General features: G+C 73.6%; 14 protein-coding genes and 1 pseudogene. All 15 read right to left on the bottom strand.

Annotation, left to right across the window (positions count from 1 at the left end):
* Nucleotides 1-764 (bottom strand): annotated as a pseudogene (locus AB0G08_RS28945) (hypothetical protein); the annotation flags it as partial.
* Nucleotides 761-1,663 (bottom strand): sulfotransferase domain-containing protein, encoded by a 903-nt coding sequence (locus tag AB0G08_RS28940; RefSeq protein ID WP_357881069.1) that lies wholly within the window; start codon nucleotides 1,661-1,663, stop codon nucleotides 761-763. The gene AB0G08_RS28940 and the pseudogene AB0G08_RS28945, both read right to left, overlap by 4 nt.
* A 7-nt stretch (nucleotides 1,664-1,670) precedes the next feature.
* Nucleotides 1,671-3,383: a lipopolysaccharide biosynthesis protein gene (locus AB0G08_RS28935; protein WP_358093761.1), complete on the bottom strand. Its 1,713-nt coding sequence runs from the start codon at nucleotides 3,381-3,383 to the stop codon at nucleotides 1,671-1,673.
* Complete coding sequence (locus AB0G08_RS28930) at nucleotides 3,380-4,642, bottom strand: O-antigen ligase family protein (protein WP_358093768.1); 1,263 nt, start codon at nucleotides 4,640-4,642, stop codon at nucleotides 3,380-3,382. The genes AB0G08_RS28935 and AB0G08_RS28930 overlap by 4 nt, the downstream gene beginning before the upstream one ends.
* 93 nt (nucleotides 4,643-4,735) lie before the next feature.
* Nucleotides 4,736-6,358, bottom strand: coding sequence for a lipopolysaccharide biosynthesis protein (locus AB0G08_RS28925; protein WP_358093758.1), 1,623 nt, complete (start codon nucleotides 6,356-6,358; stop codon nucleotides 4,736-4,738).
* The gene (locus tag AB0G08_RS28920) at nucleotides 6,351-6,866 is read right to left on the bottom strand and encodes an acyltransferase (RefSeq protein WP_358093755.1); all 516 of its coding nucleotides are present in this window, start codon (nucleotides 6,864-6,866) and stop codon (nucleotides 6,351-6,353) included. Before AB0G08_RS28920 ends, AB0G08_RS28925 begins: the two co-directional genes overlap by 8 nt.
* A gap of 131 nt (nucleotides 6,867-6,997) precedes the next feature.
* Complete coding sequence (locus tag AB0G08_RS28915; protein WP_358093766.1) at nucleotides 6,998-8,926, bottom strand: hypothetical protein; 1,929 nt, start codon at nucleotides 8,924-8,926, stop codon at nucleotides 6,998-7,000.
* Nucleotides 8,927-9,147: 221 nt separating this feature from the next.
* Nucleotides 9,148-10,851 carry a glycosyl hydrolase gene (locus AB0G08_RS28910; RefSeq protein ID WP_358093752.1) on the bottom strand — a complete coding sequence of 568 codons (1,704 nt, stop codon included), beginning with the start codon at nucleotides 10,849-10,851 and terminating at the stop codon, nucleotides 9,148-9,150.
* 153 nt (nucleotides 10,852-11,004) lie between these two features.
* Nucleotides 11,005-11,832, bottom strand: coding sequence for a shikimate dehydrogenase (locus AB0G08_RS28905; RefSeq protein ID WP_358093749.1), 828 nt, complete (start codon nucleotides 11,830-11,832; stop codon nucleotides 11,005-11,007).
* The gene (mltG, locus tag AB0G08_RS28900; RefSeq protein WP_358093746.1) at nucleotides 11,832-13,031 is read right to left on the bottom strand and encodes an endolytic transglycosylase MltG; all 1,200 of its coding nucleotides are present in this window, start codon (nucleotides 13,029-13,031) and stop codon (nucleotides 11,832-11,834) included. The genes AB0G08_RS28905 and mltG overlap by 1 nt, the downstream gene beginning before the upstream one ends.
* Nucleotides 13,028-13,489: a Holliday junction resolvase RuvX gene (gene ruvX / locus AB0G08_RS28895; RefSeq protein ID WP_358093743.1), complete on the bottom strand. Its 462-nt coding sequence runs from the start codon at nucleotides 13,487-13,489 to the stop codon at nucleotides 13,028-13,030. The genes mltG and ruvX overlap by 4 nt, the downstream gene beginning before the upstream one ends.
* A 72-nt stretch (nucleotides 13,490-13,561) precedes the next feature.
* A complete protein-coding gene (gene alaS, locus AB0G08_RS28890) occupies nucleotides 13,562-16,240 on the bottom strand; it encodes an alanine--tRNA ligase (RefSeq protein ID WP_358093740.1) in 2,679 nt (892 codons plus the stop codon).
* Complete coding sequence (locus AB0G08_RS28885; protein ID WP_132240143.1) at nucleotides 16,237-16,542, bottom strand: hypothetical protein; 306 nt, start codon at nucleotides 16,540-16,542, stop codon at nucleotides 16,237-16,239. Before AB0G08_RS28885 ends, alaS begins: the two co-directional genes overlap by 4 nt.
* Nucleotides 16,543-16,569: 27 nt before the next feature.
* Nucleotides 16,570-17,031, bottom strand: a complete 462-nt coding sequence (locus AB0G08_RS28880; protein ID WP_089000990.1) for a DUF948 domain-containing protein — start codon at nucleotides 17,029-17,031, stop codon at nucleotides 16,570-16,572.
* 151 nt (nucleotides 17,032-17,182) lie between these two features.
* Nucleotides 17,183-17,806 carry a hypothetical protein gene (locus AB0G08_RS28875; RefSeq protein WP_358093763.1) on the bottom strand — a complete coding sequence of 208 codons (624 nt, stop codon included), beginning with the start codon at nucleotides 17,804-17,806 and terminating at the stop codon, nucleotides 17,183-17,185.
* Between the last annotated feature and the right edge of the window lie 257 nt (nucleotides 17,807-18,063).

The following is an 18,063-nucleotide window of genomic DNA, read 5'->3' as shown; positions in this document are numbered from 1 at the left end:
ACGGGGCGCGGTGGCGCGGGCGGGCGGCCCCGGCGGGCCACGGCCAGCAGCGCCGCGACGCGCGGCGGTTCGCCGGCCGACACCCCCCGCACAGCCGGCGGCAGCGGCTCGACCAGCGCGACCACCTGCCCGGCGGCCGTCGTCTCGGCGAGCAGCCGGGGCGCCGCCGGGTGGTCGGGCACGCCGGTCAGCGTCGGCAGCTCGCGCAGGGCCGCCGCCTCGGCGGTGACCAGCGCCCGGGTGGCCCCGTTCCAGCCGATCTTCGCGTAGCCGAGGGCCCGGCCGTCCGGGGCGAACAGTTGCAGGGTGGGCTTGTGGTTCGGGTCCGGCGGGCGGACCCCGCACGCCGCGTGGACGGCCGGCTCGCCGAGGGCGGCGCCCAACCGCCCGGCCAGCAGCGCCTCGTCGGCCGCGACCTGATCGGGCAGCGACACCGTCAGCCGGGGGAACGGGGCCAGGTCGACCGCGCCGACGCGCGCCAGCGTGCCGAGCGCGGCCCGCACCGCCCGCACCTTCGGCGGGCGCAGGGCGTTGTACGCCAGCAGCGAGGCGGCCGTGGCCCGGGGCGCGCCGAGCGGCAGCAGGAACCGGGCCCGGGCGAGCGACGGGACGACCGCGTACCGGGCGACGGCGCGGTGCCCGGGTGGCGGCGGGCCGCCGACGGTCAGGGCGATCCGCTCGTCGCCGAACACGGCCCGGGTGACCCAGCCCAGCCCGTCGGTCCGGGACCGGGGATCGGCGGCGACGCTGGCCGGCGCCGTCACGGGGCCCGGTCCGGCCAGTCGAGCTCCAGCCCCAACCGCTGCCGCAACGCGTCGTTGTACGGGCGGTAGTACTCGGTCAGCTCCGCGCGCACGGCCGGCTCCAGCGGCGCCGAGCGGCGGTCGTTGTAGACCTTGAAGTCGGGCAGGTCGTGCGGGGGCAGGCCGAGGAAGTCCAGCGTCCGGCGGTAGGTCGACCGGGCGTCGCGGTAGAGGTCCTCGCTGGGCAGGAAGAGGATCTGCTCCCGGTCGAACCGCTCCAGCCACGGCTCCAGGTGCTCCAGGTAGCGGCCCCGGGCCCGGTAGGTGTACCAGTCGTACGGCTCGCTGAAGTACTCCGGCTCGGCGATCAGCCGTTCCCGCTCCCCCGCCGTGCGCTCCTGCTCGGCGGCCAGCGCGGCGGCGAAGTCGAGCGGCTCGATGCCGTGCGTGCGCCGCTCCTTCCAGTGCGAGTACGCCCGCTCCACCGGGTCGCGCAGCAGCACGATGAGCCGCACCGACGGCATCAGCGCGGCGACCCGCTGCGCCGCGAGGGGGTGGAACATGTACAGCGGCGCGGCCTCGCCGACGCGCACCGGCCCGCCGTGCCGCTTCTCCAGCGTCTCCCGCTGGCGCTCGGTGGGGAAGTGCGACCGGTACCAGGCCTCGCCGCGGCGCCAGTGCTCCTCGAAGTAGTGCGAGGACTTGGTGTTCCAGGCCGGGAAGAGCCGGGGCACCAGCGGGTGCTGGATGAGGTAGTTCCACAGCGAGGTGGTGCCGCCCCGCTTGGTGCCGATGATGAGGAAGTCCGGCAGCGGTCGCCGGTCGCTGGTCCGCACCCCGTAGTCGACGAGCGACTCCCGCACCCGCTGCGTCACCTGGGTCGGTACGAGCTGCTTCACCCGGTCTCGGATGGACGGCACGACGACCTCACCTGCCCTTCGGTTCCTCCGGGGCGGGCCCGGTGGCGGCCGGGGCCGCCTCCTGCCGCCCACGGACCTGCTCCATGGTCACCCGGACACGACGCCGCACCCGGGGCAACGTCAACAAGCCGACGCAGCCGGCGGCCAGCACGCCCAGGGCCACGGCCAGGCCGCCGATCCCCCGGCCGCCGGCCAGCACCCCGATCGCCGCCGCGGCCCCGACCCCGGCGACGGTGGCGGCCCCGGCCCGCAGCATCGCCGCGTCGATGAGCGGCTGGCCGACCACGACCCGGGCGCAGCCGACCGCCGTGAGGTTCTCGGTGGCGATGCCGAGCGCCCAGGCCAGCGCCGCCCCGGTCGCGCCGTGCGCCGGGATCAGCCACAGGCCGAGGGAGACGGTCACCAGCAGCCCGGCCAGGGTGGCGGCCAGGTGCAGCCCGCTGCGCCCGCCCATCAGCAGCAGGCTCTGCACGTTGCCGACCCCGGTGTTGACCAGCATGGCCAGCGCGAGCACGGTCATCGCGGTGGCGCCGGCGGTGAACTCGGGGCCGAAGAGCTGGAGGAAGGCCAGCCCGAAGACGGCGAGCAGCAGGTAGACCGGCCAGGACAGCACCAGCCCCCACGTGGTCAACTGCCGGTGCACGGCCGCCGCCGCGGCCCGGTCGCCCCGCCCGAGCAGCCGGGACAGCTGCGGCGACACCGCCACCCGCAGCCCCTGCATGGCCAGTTGGCCGGCGAGGATGTAGCGCCCGACGGCGCCGAACACGCCGGCGTCGGCCGGCCCGGCGAGCACCGACGTGAGCAGCACGCCCACCCACATGTTGCCGGCGTCGATGGCGGCCGACGCGGCGCGGGGCAGCGCGAAGCGCCAGAACGCCGCCCAGTCCCCTCGCTGCGGTCGCAGCGCCGCGCCGCGGCCGACGCCGAGCGGGCCGGCCACCAGCGTCAGGCAGGCCAGCAGGGCGAGCGCCGCCGGCACCAGCCAGCCGGTCATGCCCGCCAGCAGGCCGCCGCCGGCCAGGGCCGCCGCGCCGACCAGCACGGGCCGGGCCACCGGCAGCAGGAAGAACTGCACCCCGACGTACGCCCGGATCGGGCGCACGCAGCGCAGCGCGGCGAGCAGCAGCGTCATCGCCACCACCACCGGCACCGCGGCGAAGCTGGCCGTCAGCAGGGCCGCGCCGTCGACGCCGGAGCCGCCGAGCAGGCGCGGGGCGAGCGCGTCGGCGGCGAGCACCCCGCCCACGGCGACGGCGACCGCCGCCAGCAGCGGCGGGAGCAGCGCCACCGGGAACACCCGGGCGGCGTCGCCCCGGGCGCCGAGGCGCCGGCGGGGCAGCGCCCACATCAGCCCGGTCTCCGCGCCGAGGGTGCACACGGCGGTGGCGACGGTGACCACCCCGATCGCGGCGAAGAACGCCCCTGAGCCGACCGTGCCGTAGCCGCGGGTGATGACGACCGCGAGCAGGAAGCCGAAGAGTCCGCTGGTGGCCGCGCCGATCAGCCCGGCGACGCCGCTGCGGGCGCTGCGCCGGGTCTCCGTGTCGTCACCGGACGCCCCGGCGGGCCCACCGGGGGCGGCGCCGGCCGGCGACCCGCCCGGGGTCGCCCCGGCAGGCGCGCCGGCCCGGGGCGACCCGTCCGGCGGCGCGGCCGGGACCGACCCGTCCGGCGCGGAGGGCGGGTGGGGGTCGGACGGCGGGCGGGTGGCGGCGGTCATGCGGGCACCGCTTCCGGGCGGAGGGGACGAAGGCGGGGCAGGTGTGCCGACGCCTCCCGCTCGGTGAGCGCCATCGCGAAGGCGACCGCGAAGAAGGCGACCGCGAGATTCTGGTTGGCCATGCCGTAGAAGGGGATCTGCACCAGGCAGACCACCGGCACCACGGCCAGCCACTGCCCGGCGGCGGACCTGGCCCGGGCACAGATCAGCGCGGCGACCACGAACCAGGCGAGGAAGCACAGCAGCGCGGGGACGCCGTGGCTGAACAGCACCATCCACAGCTGCCCCTGGGTGCCGATCGGCGCCTCGGCGCTGACGGTGTCGACGTTCACCGGGGCGCCGTAGCCGAGCCAGGGCGACTCCCGTACCCGCCGGATCACCTCCACGTAGAGGGAGAGCCGGTCGGTGTTGGTGTCGCTGGACTCGACCCGGTTGCCGATCAGCTCGGTCACCGGGATGAACAGGGTGGTGAGACCGCCGGTGACCACCACCCCGACGATCGACGCGGCCACCCGGACGTTGCCGCGCAGGGCGGCCCGGACGCCGAGCACCGCCAGCCCGGTGCCGAGGCTGAGGAACATCGCCCGGTTGAGCGTGAGGAAGGCCGGGGCCAACGACAGCGGCAGCGACGCCAGCAGCGCCCAGCGCAGCACGCCGCGCCGGCGCAGCATGGTGAAGGCCACCACGCAGGGCAGCGTCATCGCGTACGCGCTGCCGTAGTTGTTGGTGTACGCGAACGGCGCGGCCGGCCGGTAGATGGGGTTCAACGACCGGGCGCTGTACTCGGCGGTGGTGAGGTGGACCATGTCCTGGATGAACGGGGTGTTGGCCACCCCGCCCGGCAGCAGCACCTCCACCGGGGTGGTCAGCGCGAACCGGGGCGCCAGCACGCCCAGCCAGCCCAGCGCGACCAGCCCGAACCAGAAGGCGCAGAGCGGAACGAGGACCGCGACCTGGTCGGGACGTTCCCGGGCGACCGCGTAGACGTAGACGCCGACCACGAGCGCGGTGAGGTAGAAGGCCAGCCGCAGGGCGAACGTCAGCACCGAGGCCGGCGTCTGGAGCTGGGTGGCGCTGACCACCACGACGGCCAGGAAGAGCAGCCAGATCCCGGCGGCCGGGGGCAGCGGCACCCGCCCCCGGATGACCAGCAGCGCGAAGAGCAGTGCCCCGAGCAGGGGCCACCCGAGGTAGAACGCGCCGGCCAGCCACCACACGGGCACCATGCCGAACATCAACGCCAGCGGCCAGAGCGGCAACCGCGGCGGGGACGGCGGCTGCGGCGGCGGCGCGGTGCCGCCCGGGCCGCCGGCCGGCTCGGTCGCCGCCGGCGCGCGGGTCACCGGCACGGATCAGCCCCGGCCGCTGTTGGTCAACACGAAGCCGAGCGGGGTGACCCCGGCGGCGCGCAGCCGCTCCACGAGCCGGCGCAGGTCGCCCTGCCGGGTCCGGTCCTGTTCGACCACCACGACCGCCGTGCCCTGGCGGGCGACGGCGACGCCGCGCTCGTCGGACTCGGCCGGCGGGGCGTTGAACAGCACCAGGCTGTGGTCGGCGCCCTGCCGCCAGGTGCCGAACCGGACGCTGCCCGCGCCCACGGTCACCGGGTCGGTGCTCGTCACCTTGCCGCTCTCGGTGGTCGCCGTCGAGGTGACCCGGGGCAGGGTCAGCGTGGCGTCCGGGTCGGTGGACGGGCGGGCGCCGATCGGGTGCGGCGACGGGCGTCGGGCCGCGGCCGGCTCCGACGTGCCGCCGCTCTTGGCGTCCGTCGTCGAGCCGGCCGGGCGGGGCTTCGGGACGACCGGGCGGGACGGGTCCGCCGCGGCGGGCAGCCGCTCCCGGTCGGCGAGCACGATGGTGCGCAGCCGGTCGGCGCGCCCGCTGTCGTCGGCGACGAAGACCTCCCGGCCGACGGCCGCCAGCGCCACCGCCAGCCCGGCGGTGATGGCCGTGGGGTCCTCCTCCCGGGCGGTCAGCAGCGACACCCGGGCGGGTTGGCGCACGCGCTCGGCGATGGCCATCGCCACGTACCGGATGTCGGCGTCGACCGCCTCCTTGCCGCCGCGCCACCCGCGACTGCGGACCGTGCCGAGCAGCGCCAGCCCGGTGGCGTCCCGGCCGTCGTCGACCGACCGGATCCGCCGGTCCATCGACTCCCAGGCGTACGCCAGCACCACGCCGAGCAGCGTCCCGCCGAGCAGGCCGGCGAGCAGGTAGAGCGGGCGGTTGCCGGCGGACGAGGCCAGGGCCCGCTCGGCGGACTGGGTGACCCAGCCGGGGTTGACGTCGACCGCGGCGATCTCGGTCCGCGCGGCGTTGAGCTGGGTGAGCTGGTTGTTGATGCCGGTGAGCTCGGTCACCGCGGCGTCGACGGTGCCCTCCCGCGCGTTGTTGACCCGCTTCTGGAGGGCGGCCTGCTGGGCGGCGACCTTGGCGATGCTCTCGTCGTACGAGCGCAGCATCTCCTCGCGCTGCTTCTCGTACATGGCCCGGCGCACGTCGAGGTAGGCCTGGGCGGCGAGGTTGACGCCCGCGACCGCCTGCTCGGCGGTGGGGGCCTGGTAGACGAAGCGCAGGATCTGCCCGCCGGTGGGCACCTCGACCTCCAGGGCGTCGCGCACCTCGCGCGGGTCCAGCCCTCCCGAGTCGGCCAGCCGCTGCACCACGTCGGTGCCCGTGGCGATGCCGCTCTCCACGTTCATGTTCACCGCCCGGTCGGCGGCGGCGCCGCTGGGCGTGAACGCGTCGGTGACGACGGGACGCACCGCCACGACCGCGCTGGCGGTCACGGCGGCGGGGACGAGCACGACGTAGCCGAGCGCGGCGAGCAGGCCGACGGCGGCGACGGCCCCGACCAGCCGGATCCGGTGCAGCGGTACGCGCAGCAGGTCGGTCAGCGTGACGGTGCGGCCCGGTGTGCCGCCACCACCGGCGGGGACGTCCGTGGGCCAGGCACCGGGGGAAGCGTCAGTCATGGAACTTCTTCACCGTCTGTTGTGGATTTCCGGCGACCACGACCCGCGGCGGCACGTCGGTACGGACCACCGTGGCGGCGCCCACGACACTGTCCCGGCCGATCCGCACGCCCTTCATCACCAGGGCGTGCGCCCCGACCCACACGTTGTCCTCGATCGTGATCGGGGCGCGGGTGGCCGGGACGGGCGGGTCGTGGCGCTGTTCGGGCGGCAGGTTGTGGAAGTCGTTGTCCAGCAGCTCGCAGTCCGAGAGCAGGCACCGGTCGCCGATGGTGACCGACGTCCAGGTGCCGATCCAGGTGGCGTTCAGCAGGCAGTCGGCGCCGACCCGCACCTCGCCGGGGCCGGCGAAGCGGACCAGCTTGTTGATCCGGGTGCGGTCTCCGATGCTCACCCGCACGCCCCGGCGCAGTCGGATCCGGCCGCGGATCTCCACGTCCCGGCCCAGCGTCAGCCGGGGATAGCGCAGCGTGTACCAGCCGCGCTTGACCGCGAAGACGGCCCGCACCGCGAGCCCCCTGCGGTTGCCACCCGCGCCGACCAACGACCCTCCCCCACGTCGTGCGGGCCGGCGACGGCTGATCCGTCGCCGGCCCAACGTGAACAATCTACCGATGTTCCGTTACGAACAGTCGACCGTCACTGCACGGAGAAGAAGGTCGACGGCGTTGACCACGTCACGCCGGCGGCCGCCGGGACCACCGTCGCCGCCGTTCCGTCGACCGCCGGGGCGGCCGTCGGGTCGAACGGCACGCTGCGCAGCGTGCCGTCGGTGGCACCGTACACGACCCGGCCGCCGACCCAGGCCATGCCCCGCACGGCCGACCAGGTCACCCCGGTGGTCGGCAGGGTGAACTCGGTCGCGCCGAGGTAGTTGCCGTCGATCTCGAAGTAGCGGTAGTAGAGGCCGTTGGCGCCCGACCGGGTGTAGTAGAGGCGGCCGTCGAGGTAGAAGGCGCCGGTCATCACCGCGGGGTTGAACCAGTCGTTGTAGCCGGACGCCTCCCACGGCGCGCCGATCGCCCCGCCGTTGAACAGCGAGATGTCGATCCGGCTGCCGGTGGGGGTGCCGGCGACGGTGTGCGACCAGTAGATCCGGTCGGCCACCCGCCAGGTCGCGCCGGCCGCCGTGTAGTTGGGCTGGCTGACCGTGGTCGGGGTGCCCAGGCTGGTGCCGTCGAACGGTACCTTGGCCAGCTCGCCCGCGCCGGTGCCCACGTAGAGGTTGCCGGTGGTCGCGGTCGGCGCGTTCTTCGGGGTGATGGTGCGCCCGCCGGTGAGCGGGAACATGCCGAGCCGGCCGTGGTACTCGTTGCCCATGCCGTCGGAGTTGTGGCCGAAGTAGAGACCGTCGCTGCCGCGCCACAGCACCGGCACCGAGGAGCCCCAGTTGCTGGTGCCGGCCGGCATCGAGGCGCTGCCGCTGCGGCGCGGGTTCCAGTTGACCGGCATGCCGGTGGCCGGGGTGACCGCGGCGATGCCGAGCCGGTCGATCGCGCCGTTGCCGGCGGTGTCGCTGGCGTTCGGGTTGTTCAGCCAGCGGAAGTGCCCGCCGAGGTAGATGACGTTGTCGGCGACCTCGACGGAGGTGATGGTGTCGTTGCCGGTGTAGTCGACCCAGGTGCCGAGCTGTCCGGTGCCCCGGGCCGCGGTCTCGAACCGCACCAGCGCGTCGCAGTACGCGGCCGGCCAGCCGGCGCCGCCGTTGGTGCCGACGACGAACCAGCTGCCGTCGCCGCCAAACTTGACGTCCTGCACGTAGTGCACGAAGGTCGTCGGCGCCGCGCACGGCGGCACGAACTTCTCCGTGCTCCAGTCCAGCACCGTCGGGGTGCCGGAGAGGTCGACCAGCGCCATCTGGTTGCGCGGCAGGTCGTTGAGGAACATGAAGTTGCCGCCGACGGCCAGGGTGTCGCCGTCCGGGGAGACGTCGAGCGTCCACACGTACGAGGTGGTCTGGTGGCGCCCGACCGTGGCGTTGACGTTGAAGGTCGGGTCGATCGCGCCGGTCGTGGCGTTGAGCCGGCCGAGACCGGCGTGCGCGGTGCCGTTGAGCCAGTTGAACGCCCCGGCCACGTAGAGCCAGTTGCCGTGCAGCACCAGGTCGCGCACGGTGCCGCCGTCGGAGCGGCCGACCCAGCTGTCGACGATCGCGCCCGTGGCGGGGTTGAGCGCCACCAGGTTCTTGCGGGAGACGCCGTTGACGGTCTTGAAGGTGCCGCCGACGATCAGCGTGCCGCCGGGCCCGGCGACCATGGTGTTGACCGCGCCGTCCAGCACCGGCAGGAAGGTGGTCGAGATCGTGCCGGTGGCCCGGTCGTACGCGAAGAGGTAACGCTGGGTGGTCCACGCCGCGCTGGCGGTCTGCCGGATCTGGGTGAAGCTGCCGCCGACGTACACCGTGGAGCCGACCTGCGCGAAGGCGCGGGTCTCGCCGTCCCTGGCGTGGGGTGTGGCGTCGGCCGGGTTGGCCGAGACCAGGGTCGCCGGTTCGGGAGCCGGCACCACGGCGGCGGAAGTCCCGGTCGGGACGGCCAGCACGGCGGCGGCGGTCACGAGTGCGACCACCGCCGCCCGGGTGCGCAGTCCGGCGGATCGCCGAGAGAGCGGGATGTCGGGCACGCTACGCCTCCATGTCGGGAGAGAACCCGCGTAGCGTGCCTGGTCGACCCTGGGTGGCGATATCCACCGATTGGGCGGTCACTGCATCAGCAACATGACACCGCACACAGGGAGTCGGATGTCCGACTCGCCCGTATCACGTTGCGTCGAACTGTGAACGCGCGGTGTCAGCGGGCGCCCCCGGTGGGCTGCCGCAGGTAGCTGTCGCGCCCGGCGCGGGCGAAGCCCGCCACCGACGAGGCGTCGTGGTTCATGGTCATGTCACAGGTGCTCGACCGGCGGGTCATCCCAGCCGAGTTGAAGTAGATCGCCGCCTTGATCTTCGGGTGCGCCTTGAGCGCCGCCGGGAACTCCTCGAACCAGCGCCGCTTCGCGTCCGGGTCGGCCGCGTCGAAGTTGGTGCCGAACTCCGCGAGCATCCGTGGCTTGCCGACCCCGACGCGGTGCTCGTCCAGCCACCGGTAGAAGCCGCCGATGGTGGTGGCCGGGCTCTTCCAGACCTTGCTGCCGTTGCAGACGTGGAAGTTGTACGGGTCGTAGCCCACCCAGTCGACGTACCGGTCGCCGGGATAGAGGGCGGCGTAGCGGTCGTAGTGGCCCGACCAGCCCATCATCGTCCAGACCCAGACCGCGTTGTCGGCGCCCGCCGCGGCGAACCGGTCGTGCACGTGCCGCCAGGCGCGGACGAAGTCGGCGTCGCTGCCCTTGGCCGGCTCGTCCTCCGGCTCGTGGTCGAAGCCCATGAACACCGGCACGCCGGTGTCGCGGATCCGGCCGGCGACCGCGTCGATGGTGGCGTCGTACCGGCCGCTGTAGACGTCCTGCCAGGTCAGCACCGTGCCGGAGGAGAAGATCCGCGACTCCCAGGCGAAGAACATCAGCCGCCCCTCGCGCATCTGCTGCCGCTGGTACGCGTCGGGGAAGGCGCCGTTGCTGCCGGCGTTGGAGAAGTCGTGGTAGCGGTGCACGATGTCGAACTTCCGCCCGACCTGCGCCTCCACCTCGGCGACCGCAGCGCCGTGGTCCCACCCGTCGCCGGCGCTGGACGGCGAGTACATCCCCCACCAGGCGCCGCAGGAGGGCACCAGCCTGCTCGACACCGCGCCGCACCGCTCGGCTCCCCCGGACGAGGCGCTCGCCGTCGGGCTCGGGGTGGCGCGGGTGGGGCTGGTGCTGGGCGTCGGCCTCGGCGTGGGGCTCGGCGCGACCGTCCGGCTCGGCGACGGCGCGGCGCTGGTCACCACCGGCGTGGGCCGGGTGGCGACGTCGTAGCGGATCTCCAGGCGCGGCCGCAGGTCGGGGTTGTGGTTCTCCGTCGACGCCCAGTAGATCCTGCTCTCCAGGCCCGTCTGCGCCAGCGAGACCGTCCAGGTGCCGTTGCTCTTCACCAGGGCCGAGACGTCCCACTCGTTGAAGCCCCGCGCGACCGGGGAGACGGTGTCCAGGACCGCCCCGGGCAGCGTCGGCGTCGGCCGGGCCGCGCTGGCGTCCACCGAGGAGGCGTGCGCGGTCACCGTCGCCGGGAACTCCTGCCACGCGTGCACCCGCAGCGTGGCCCGCACGTTGACCGCCGTCGCCGGCAGGGTGGTCACGGCGAACTGGACGACCGCCTCCCGACCGCCCCGGGGGTTGCCGTCGCAGCGGACCGCGCAGGTCGCCAGCGTCGTCTTCGCCGCGTTGTCCCCGTCCTGCGACACCATGGTCGCCGTGGTGTCCGCGGTCGCCCGGATCGACAGGTCGTCGGCGGCCAGCAGCGGCATCGTGGTGGCCACGATGCCGGCCACCACCGTGGCGCCGGCGATGCCGAGGACGACGGCCTTGCGGCGTGGGCCGGGGTGCCGGGGGATGCGGTGCAGTCCGTGCCTGCTCAAGGAGTACTCCCTGTGTGTCGGACGGTGACGGTCAGCAGCGTAACCACGGCCACGGCGTGACATGGGGACGACAGTCGGACCTAAGCGCGTCTTAACCGTCGCCTAAGGATGCCCCGGACGACCACAGGGGACGCTCCCGCCCCACGCCGGCGCTCAGGCGGCGCGGGCGGCGGCCAGGGCGGCGGCCATCGCGGCCCGGGGCGCGGCGACGCCCGTGAAGTGCTCGAACTGGCCCACCGCCTGGGCCAGGAGCAGGTCGAGGCCGGAGACGATCCGGCAGCCGGCTGCCTCGGCCGACGCGGCCAGCGGCGTCGGCCACGGGTCGTAGAGCGCGTCGAAGAGCACCGTGCCGGGCCGCCAGTCCGCCGCGACGGCCAGCGGGTCGGCGACTCCCTTCGGCACGGTCGAGATCACCACGTCGGCGGCGAGGTGGGTCGCCGCGTCGTCGTCCCAGGCCGCCGCGCGCATCGGCACGTCGACGGCGTGGGCCACCGGGCGCAGCTCCTCGACCGCCGCCGCCCGGCGGGCCACCACGGTCACCGCGTCGGCGTCGAGCTGTCCCGCCGCGGCCACCGCCGCCCGGGCCGTGCCGCCCGCGCCCAGCACCGTCACCGTCGCGCCCGGGCGTACCCCGGCGTCGGTGAGCACCTCGACCATGCCGACCACGTCGGTGTTGTCGGCGTACCAGGAGCCGTCCGGGCGGCGTACCAGCGTGTTGGCGGCGCCGACGGCGGCGGCGAGCGGCGAGACCTCGGCGGCCACCGCGAGCGCCGCCTCCTTGCCCGGCATCGTCACCGACAGCCCGGCCCACTCCGGGCCCAGGCCGGCGACCACGTCCGGCAGCTCCGCCGCCGCGCACTCGATCCGGGTGTACGACCACCCGGTCAGCCCCGCCGCCGCGTAGCCGGCCTGGTGGATCACCGGGGAGAGGGAGTGCGCGATCGGCTTGCCGAGCACCCCCGCCCGCCGTGCGGTCGTCATCAGATGATCCCGGCCTCCCGGGCCTTGGCCATGTTCTTCTCGTGTTCCGGGAAGGTCTCGGCGAAGGCCGAGTGACCCTTGTCGTCGATCGCCACGAAGAAGAGCCACTTGCCGGGCGGTGGGTCCATCGCGCCCTCCATGGCCTGCTTGCCCGGGTTGTTGATCGGCGTGGGCACAAGGCCCTTCAGCTTGCGGTTGTACGGGTTCTTCGGGTCGTCCAGTTCCGCAGGGGTCATGTCCCCGGACCGCTTGGTCGGCTTCCCGATCGACTCCAGGTAGTAGTTGACAGTGACGTCCATCTCCAGGCAGTTGCAGTCGAACTCGCCGAACACCCGGTTGTACGCCACCCGGGCGACCTTGCCCAGGTCGTCCTTGTTTCCCGCCTCGGCCTGGGCCAGCGACGCGACGATCAGCGCCTCATACGGGCTGATCTTGCGCTCCTTCTGTACCCGGTCGGCGAACTCCATCTCACTGGCCACGCTGAGGAAGTTCTCGACCATCTGCTCGAGGATGCTCTCGGCGGTCGCCTTCGGCGGAATCTCGTAGGTGTCCGGGTAGAGGAAGCCCTCGATCGACGGCTTGACCTTCTTGTTGTCGGTGCGCTTGAACCACCAGTCCGGCACGCCCCGCGCGATCGGGTCCTTCGCCGCCGCCTCGAAGTCCTTCACCGGGATCTTGGTCTTCTCGGAGAGCAGCTTGTAGACGTTCTTCGCCGTCCGGCCCTCCGGGATGGTGACCCCGTTGACGATCCGGTTCTTCAGGTCGAGCATCGCGGTGACGGCGCTCTCGCCGCTCATCTGCTTGCGCAGCTTGTACGTGCCCGGCTGGATGTTCTTGCTGCGGGCGTTCGCCTCGGCGGCCTCGATGAAGGCCTTGGCGCTCTTCACCACGTCGGCGGCGACCAGCGCGTTGGCCATGTCGGCGATCAGCGCGCCCTGCTTGATCTCGACCGTCACCTCGCCGGTGCCCGCGCCGTCGTAGTCGGGGGTGACGAAGTAGCTCTGGACACGGTCGAAGCCGTAGAAGGCCCCGCCGCCGATGCCGCCCAGCAGAACCAGGGCGAGCAGCAGGGCCAGGACCGTCTTGCCCCGGCCACCGCCGCCGGAGCCGCCCTTGCGCTTGCGCACCGCGCCGCGCCGGTGCTTGCCCTTCTCCCCCCGGTCCTGCTCGTCGAACCCGAGGTCAAGATCGTCCATCATCGCGTCCGCCTCCGCTGCGCGTCCAGCCAGCTCTGCAGAATCTCCACCGCGGCAGCCTGGTCGACCACCGCCCGTTGCCGTTTTCCTCGGACACCACGCTCGGCAAGCCTACGAGACGCCACGACCGTGGACATCCTCTCGTCGGTGAGCGCCACCGGAACGGGGGCTATTACATCGGCCAGTCGGTCAGCGTACGCCTTCACGTGTACGGCGGCCGGACCGTGCTTGCCGGCGAGATTGACCGGAAGGCCCACGACGACCTCCACCGCCTCGTGCTCGGCCACCAGCGCCCTGAGCGCGACGATGTCGGCCGGCACCGCGTCCGCAGCCGTGGTGAGGTCGCGGGGAAGGGTCACGAGCGGGGTGGCCAGCACGCCATGCGGGTCCGAGCGGGAGACCCCCACCCGGACCTGCCCGACGTCCACCCCGAGCCGGACACCACGGGACAACTCACTCACGGCCGGTGACTCCCCTGAAACGGCGGGCCAGGGCGGACCGCGCGGGTCCGCCCTGGCCGCTGCACACAAGCCTCACGCCTCGGCGATCGCCTTCTCGACCGTGCGGAGCAGGTTCGGCGCCTCCGCGGCCGGCAGGCCGCCGCCCTGGGCCAGGTCGGGGCTGCCCCCGCCGCGCCCGGAGAAGGCCGCCTTGACCAGGGCGGACGCGGCCAGGCCCCGACTGCGCGCGGCCGGGTTCACCGCGACGACCAGCGACGCCTTGCCTCCTGCCCGGGCCGCCACCGCGACGACCGCCGGCCGCGCCGGGTCGATCCTGCCCCGGATCTCCTGGGCGAGCGTCCGCACGTCGTTGCCGGCCGCGCCCTCCGGCGCCTCGGTGCCCACGTACGCGACACCGTGCACGTCCTTCGCCTGCGCCGCGAGCGCCGCCGCACCGCCGAGCACCAGCTGGGCCCGCAGCTTCTCCAGCTCCTTCTCGGCGTCGCGCAGCTGCGTCACGGTCTGCTCGACCCGGTCGGCGACCTGGTCGTTGGGCACCCGGTACAGCTCGGCGAGGCGGGACACCAGCAGGTGCTCCCGGGCCAGGAAGTTGAAGGCGTCCATGCCGACCAGTGCCTCGACCCGGCGCACCCCGGAACCGATCGACGACTCGGAGAGGATCTTCACCAGGCCGAGCTGGCCGGAGCGGGCGACGTGGGTGCCGCCGCACAGCTCCCGCGCGTAGTCGCCGACCTCGACGACCCGCACCTCCTCGCCGTACTTCTCGCCGAACAGCGCCATCGCGCCGATGCGCCGCGCCTCCTCCAGCGAGGTGATGAAGGCGTGCACCTCCAGGTCGGCCAGGAGCACCTCGTTGACCTGCTGCTCGACGTCGCGCAGCACGCTCGGCGCCACCCCGGTCGGGGTGTTGAAGTCGAAGCGCAGCCGGCCCGGGGCGTTCAGCGAACCGGCCTGGGTGGCGGACTCGCCGAGGAAGTTGCGCATCGTCTGGTGCACCAGGTGCGTCGCGGTGTGCGACCGGGAGATGGCCCGCCGGCGGGTGGTGTCGATCTCGGCGTAGCCGGTCTCCCCCGCCCGCACCTCGCCCCGGACCACCCGGGCGCGGTGCACGATCAGGCCGGGCACCGGCTGCTGCACGTCGAGCACCTCGACCTGACCGCCGCCCACCGTGATCATGCCGAGGTCGGGCTGCTGCCCGCCGCCCTCGGCGTAGAACGGGGTGGCGTCGAGCACCAGCTCGATCGTGTCGCCCTCGACCGCCGCCTGGCGGGGGCCGTCGACGCCGAGCACCGCCCGCACCGTCGACTCCCGGGACACCTCGCCGTAGCCGGTGAACCGCACCGGGCCGCCCGAGTCGAGCACCGACCGGTACGCCGACAGGTCGGTGTGCCCGGTCTTGCGCGCCTGCGCGTCGGCCTTGGCGCGGGCCCGCTGGTCGGCCATCAGCCGGCGGAAGCCCTCCGCGTCGACCTGGAGCCCCTGCTCGGCCGCGATCTCCAGGGTCAGGTCGATCGGGAAGCCGTACGTGTCGTGCAGCTGGAACGCCTTCTCACCCGACAGCGCCGGCTTGCCCGCGGTGCGGGTCTCGGCGATCGCCGTGTCCAGGATCGTGGTGCCGGCGCGCAGGGTGGACAGGAAGGCGTCCTCCTCCGCGTACGCGTAGTCGGCGATCCGGTCGAAGTCGGCGGCCAGCTCCGGGTACGACGGGGCCATGCAGTCCCGGGCCACCGGCAGCAGCTCGGGCAGCGCCCGCTCCTGCCAGCCCAGCAGCCGCACCGACCGGATCGCCCGGCGCATGATGCGGCGCAGCACGTAGCCGCGCCCCTCGTTGCTCGGGGTGACCCCGTCGCCGATCAGCATCAGCGCGGTGCGCACGTGGTCGGCGATCACCCGCAGCCGGACGTCGTCGGGGTGCGACTCGCTGGCGACGTGGCCGGAGTGGGCGCCGTAGCGCTTGCCGGTCAGCTCGGCCGCCTTGTCGAGGATCGGCCGGACCTCGTCGATCTCGTAGAGGTTGTCGACGCCCTGGAGGATGGAGGCCATCCGCTCCAGGCCCATGCCGGTGTCGATGTTCTTCGCCGGCAGGTCACCGAGGATCGGGTAGTCCTCCTTGCCGGTGCCCGGACCGCGCTCGAACTGCATGAAGACGAGGTTCCAGAACTCCATGTAGCGGTCCTCGTCGACCGCCGGGCCACCCTCGCGGCCGTACTCCGGACCACGGTCGTAGAACAGCTCGGAGCACGGACCGCACGGGCCGGGGATGCCCATCGACCAGAAGTTGTCGGCCTTGCCCCGGCGTACGATCCGCTCGGTCGGCACCCCGACCGAGCGCCAGATCTCGAACGCCTCGTCGTCGTCGAGGTAGACGGTGGGCCAGATCCGCTCCGGGTCGAGGCCGAAGCCGCCCTGCTCCTGGGACTTGGTGACCAGGTCCCAGGCGAGCGGGATCGCCCCGTCCTTGAAGTAGTCACCGAAGGAGAAGTTGCCGTTCATCTGGAAGAACGTGCCGTGCCGGCTGGTCTTGCCGACCTCGTCGATGTCGGGCGTGCGGATGCACTTCTGCACGCTGACCGCCCGCCGGTACGGCGGGGTCTGCTGCCCCAGGAAGTAGGGGACGAACTGCACCATGCCGGCGTTGACGAACAGCAGGTTCGGGTCGCTGATGGCGGGCAGCGGAGCGGACGGCACCACGGTGTGGCCGTTCGCCTCGAAGTGGGCGAGGTACCGCCGCTTGATCTCCGCCGTCTTCATCGCTGGTGTTCCTCCGGAAAGATCTCTCGGTCGCCGATGCGCGGGTCCTCCCGCAGCTCGGCGAACTGGTCGTCGAACGCCTCGCCCTGGGCGAACGCCTCGTGGATCTCCTGCTCGCGCTCGGCCATCGCGATCCGGACGTCCTCCACGAAGCTACGCAGCGACTCCGCCAGCCCGCCAGCGGATTCGGTCACCGTGCTGGCGATGCCGGCCGGGGTGTACGCCTGTGCGGTGCGGGTGGCCTTGCGGACCACCACCACGCCGACGGCCAGCCCGATGCCGAGCCAGAACAACCGCCTCATCTCCGAGCTCCTCCTGGTCGTGCCGGGTCAGCGGTTGCCGCGCTTGGCGGCCCGCCGCTGCTGCTTGATGGTGTCGCGCACCTCACGCTCGGTCTCGGCGTGCCGCCGGGCGGAGGCGGCCTTGCGGACGCCGTAACCGAAGGCGGCCACCTTGACCAGGGGGTTGGCGGCGGCGGCGGAGACGACGGTCGCCAGGTTCGCCACGTTGGCGGTGACGTTCTGCGCGTGGCTGGTCATGGTGTCGACCTTGGCGAGCTGGAGGTTGACCCCGTCCAGGGAGGTCTGCACCTGCTCCAGGGCGGTGTTGACGTTCTTCACCGTGGTGTTCACGTCACCGAGCAGCGGCGCGGTCCGGTCGTTGAGGTCGTTGATCATCCGGGTGGTGGCGTCCACGGTGTGCCGCAGCCGCAGGATGGGCAGCGTCAGGATCAACACCAGCATCGCGAACGCGATCGCCGCGATCAGCGCCGCGACCTCGAAAAAGCCCACGCCTGTCCTCCTCAAGCAGAGTTCCGGGAACCCGACGTCCCCGCAACGCGCGACCGTCCTACCCACACCGCCGCTCGGCGCCCCGCGAGGGGCCGGACGGGAGCTGGCGGTCCGCCAGCCCCAGACCCTACCGTCCGTGATGGAAACCGGCTCAGGACGGTGAGGGTGTCGGAGTCGCGAGCGGATCCTCGGTGAGCGTCGGGAACGGATCCTCGCCGGTGAGTGACGGGTCGGTGCTGGGCTGGGGCCGGGTCCGCTCGTCGTCGATCGCGTTGCGGACCTTCACCGACACCAACGAGCCGGAGCACTCCTGAGCAGCGGTCGCCGGGTCGGGAGACGGCACGACCGCCGGTTCCCCGTCCACCGGCGGCGGCACGCAGGCGGGCTCGCGCACCCACAGGTCGAGGGTCAGCTCGTCCCGGCGCCAGCACGTGTAGCTCCCCTTCGCCGGTTGCTCGGGGCAGCGGCTCACCTTCCACGGCCGCCAGCCGTCGTCGGTCAGCGCCCGCTCGTAGACCCGTGCCGTCTCCTCGGGCGGCCGCTCGGACGTGGCCGTGCGTTCGCGGAGCCGGCAGTCCAGCAGGCACCACCGGCTGCCGCTGACGTCGTCGACGGTCTGCACCGCCGCCCAGCCCGGCACGTCCAGCTCGTCGAGGGTGTCGAAGACCGGATCGCGGCTGAGCGTACGGATGCCGAAGTAGAGCGGGATCGCGCCGAGCAGCAGCACGCTGACCAGGGCGAGGATGCCCATCCGCAGCCGCCGCCGCTCACGCATCTGACGGCGCAGCTCGGAGCGTGCGCCGCGCAGCCCGCCCGGGCCGGCCGCGTCGTCGTCCGGCGACTCCGGCTCCGCGGGCCGGCGCAGCGCCGGTCCGTCGACCGGTTCGGCGGGCGGTACGACCGCCGCGGCGGCCCGCGCCACCACCGGCTCGCCCGCGCCACCCGGCGGCGGCACCGGCGCGATGCCCGACGGCTCGGGTCGCCCCGACTCGCGGTGTGGCGGGAGGGCGCGCCCGGCGGCGCGGTCCTCGG

It is taken from the genome of Micromonospora sp. NPDC023644 (assembly GCF_040640115.1).
GTDB lineage: Bacteria > Actinomycetota > Actinomycetes > Mycobacteriales > Micromonosporaceae > Micromonospora.
Note: the sequence above shows the minus strand (reverse complement) of the source record. Positions and strands in the feature narration are given on the sequence as shown.

Excerpts from the sequence above, each read along its gene's own strand:
- alaS (WP_358093740.1), bottom strand. The coding sequence starts at position 16,240 with ATGAAGACGGCGGAGATCAAGCGGCGGTACCTCGCCCACTTCGAGGCG.
- AB0G08_RS28875 (WP_358093763.1), bottom strand. The coding sequence starts at position 17,806 with ATGCGTGAGCGGCGGCGGCTGCGGATGGGCATCCTCGCCCTGGTCAGC.
- AB0G08_RS28925 (WP_358093758.1), bottom strand. The coding sequence starts at position 6,358 with ATGACTGACGCTTCCCCCGGTGCCTGGCCCACGGACGTCCCCGCCGGT.
- AB0G08_RS28885 (WP_132240143.1), bottom strand. The coding sequence starts at position 16,542 with ATGAGGCGGTTGTTCTGGCTCGGCATCGGGCTGGCCGTCGGCGTGGTG.
- mltG (WP_358093746.1), bottom strand. The coding sequence starts at position 13,031 with ATGATGGACGATCTTGACCTCGGGTTCGACGAGCAGGACCGGGGGGAG.
- AB0G08_RS28935 (WP_358093761.1), bottom strand. The coding sequence starts at position 3,383 with ATGACCGCCGCCACCCGCCCGCCGTCCGACCCCCACCCGCCCTCCGCG.
- AB0G08_RS28905 (WP_358093749.1), bottom strand. The coding sequence starts at position 11,832 with ATGACGACCGCACGGCGGGCGGGGGTGCTCGGCAAGCCGATCGCGCAC.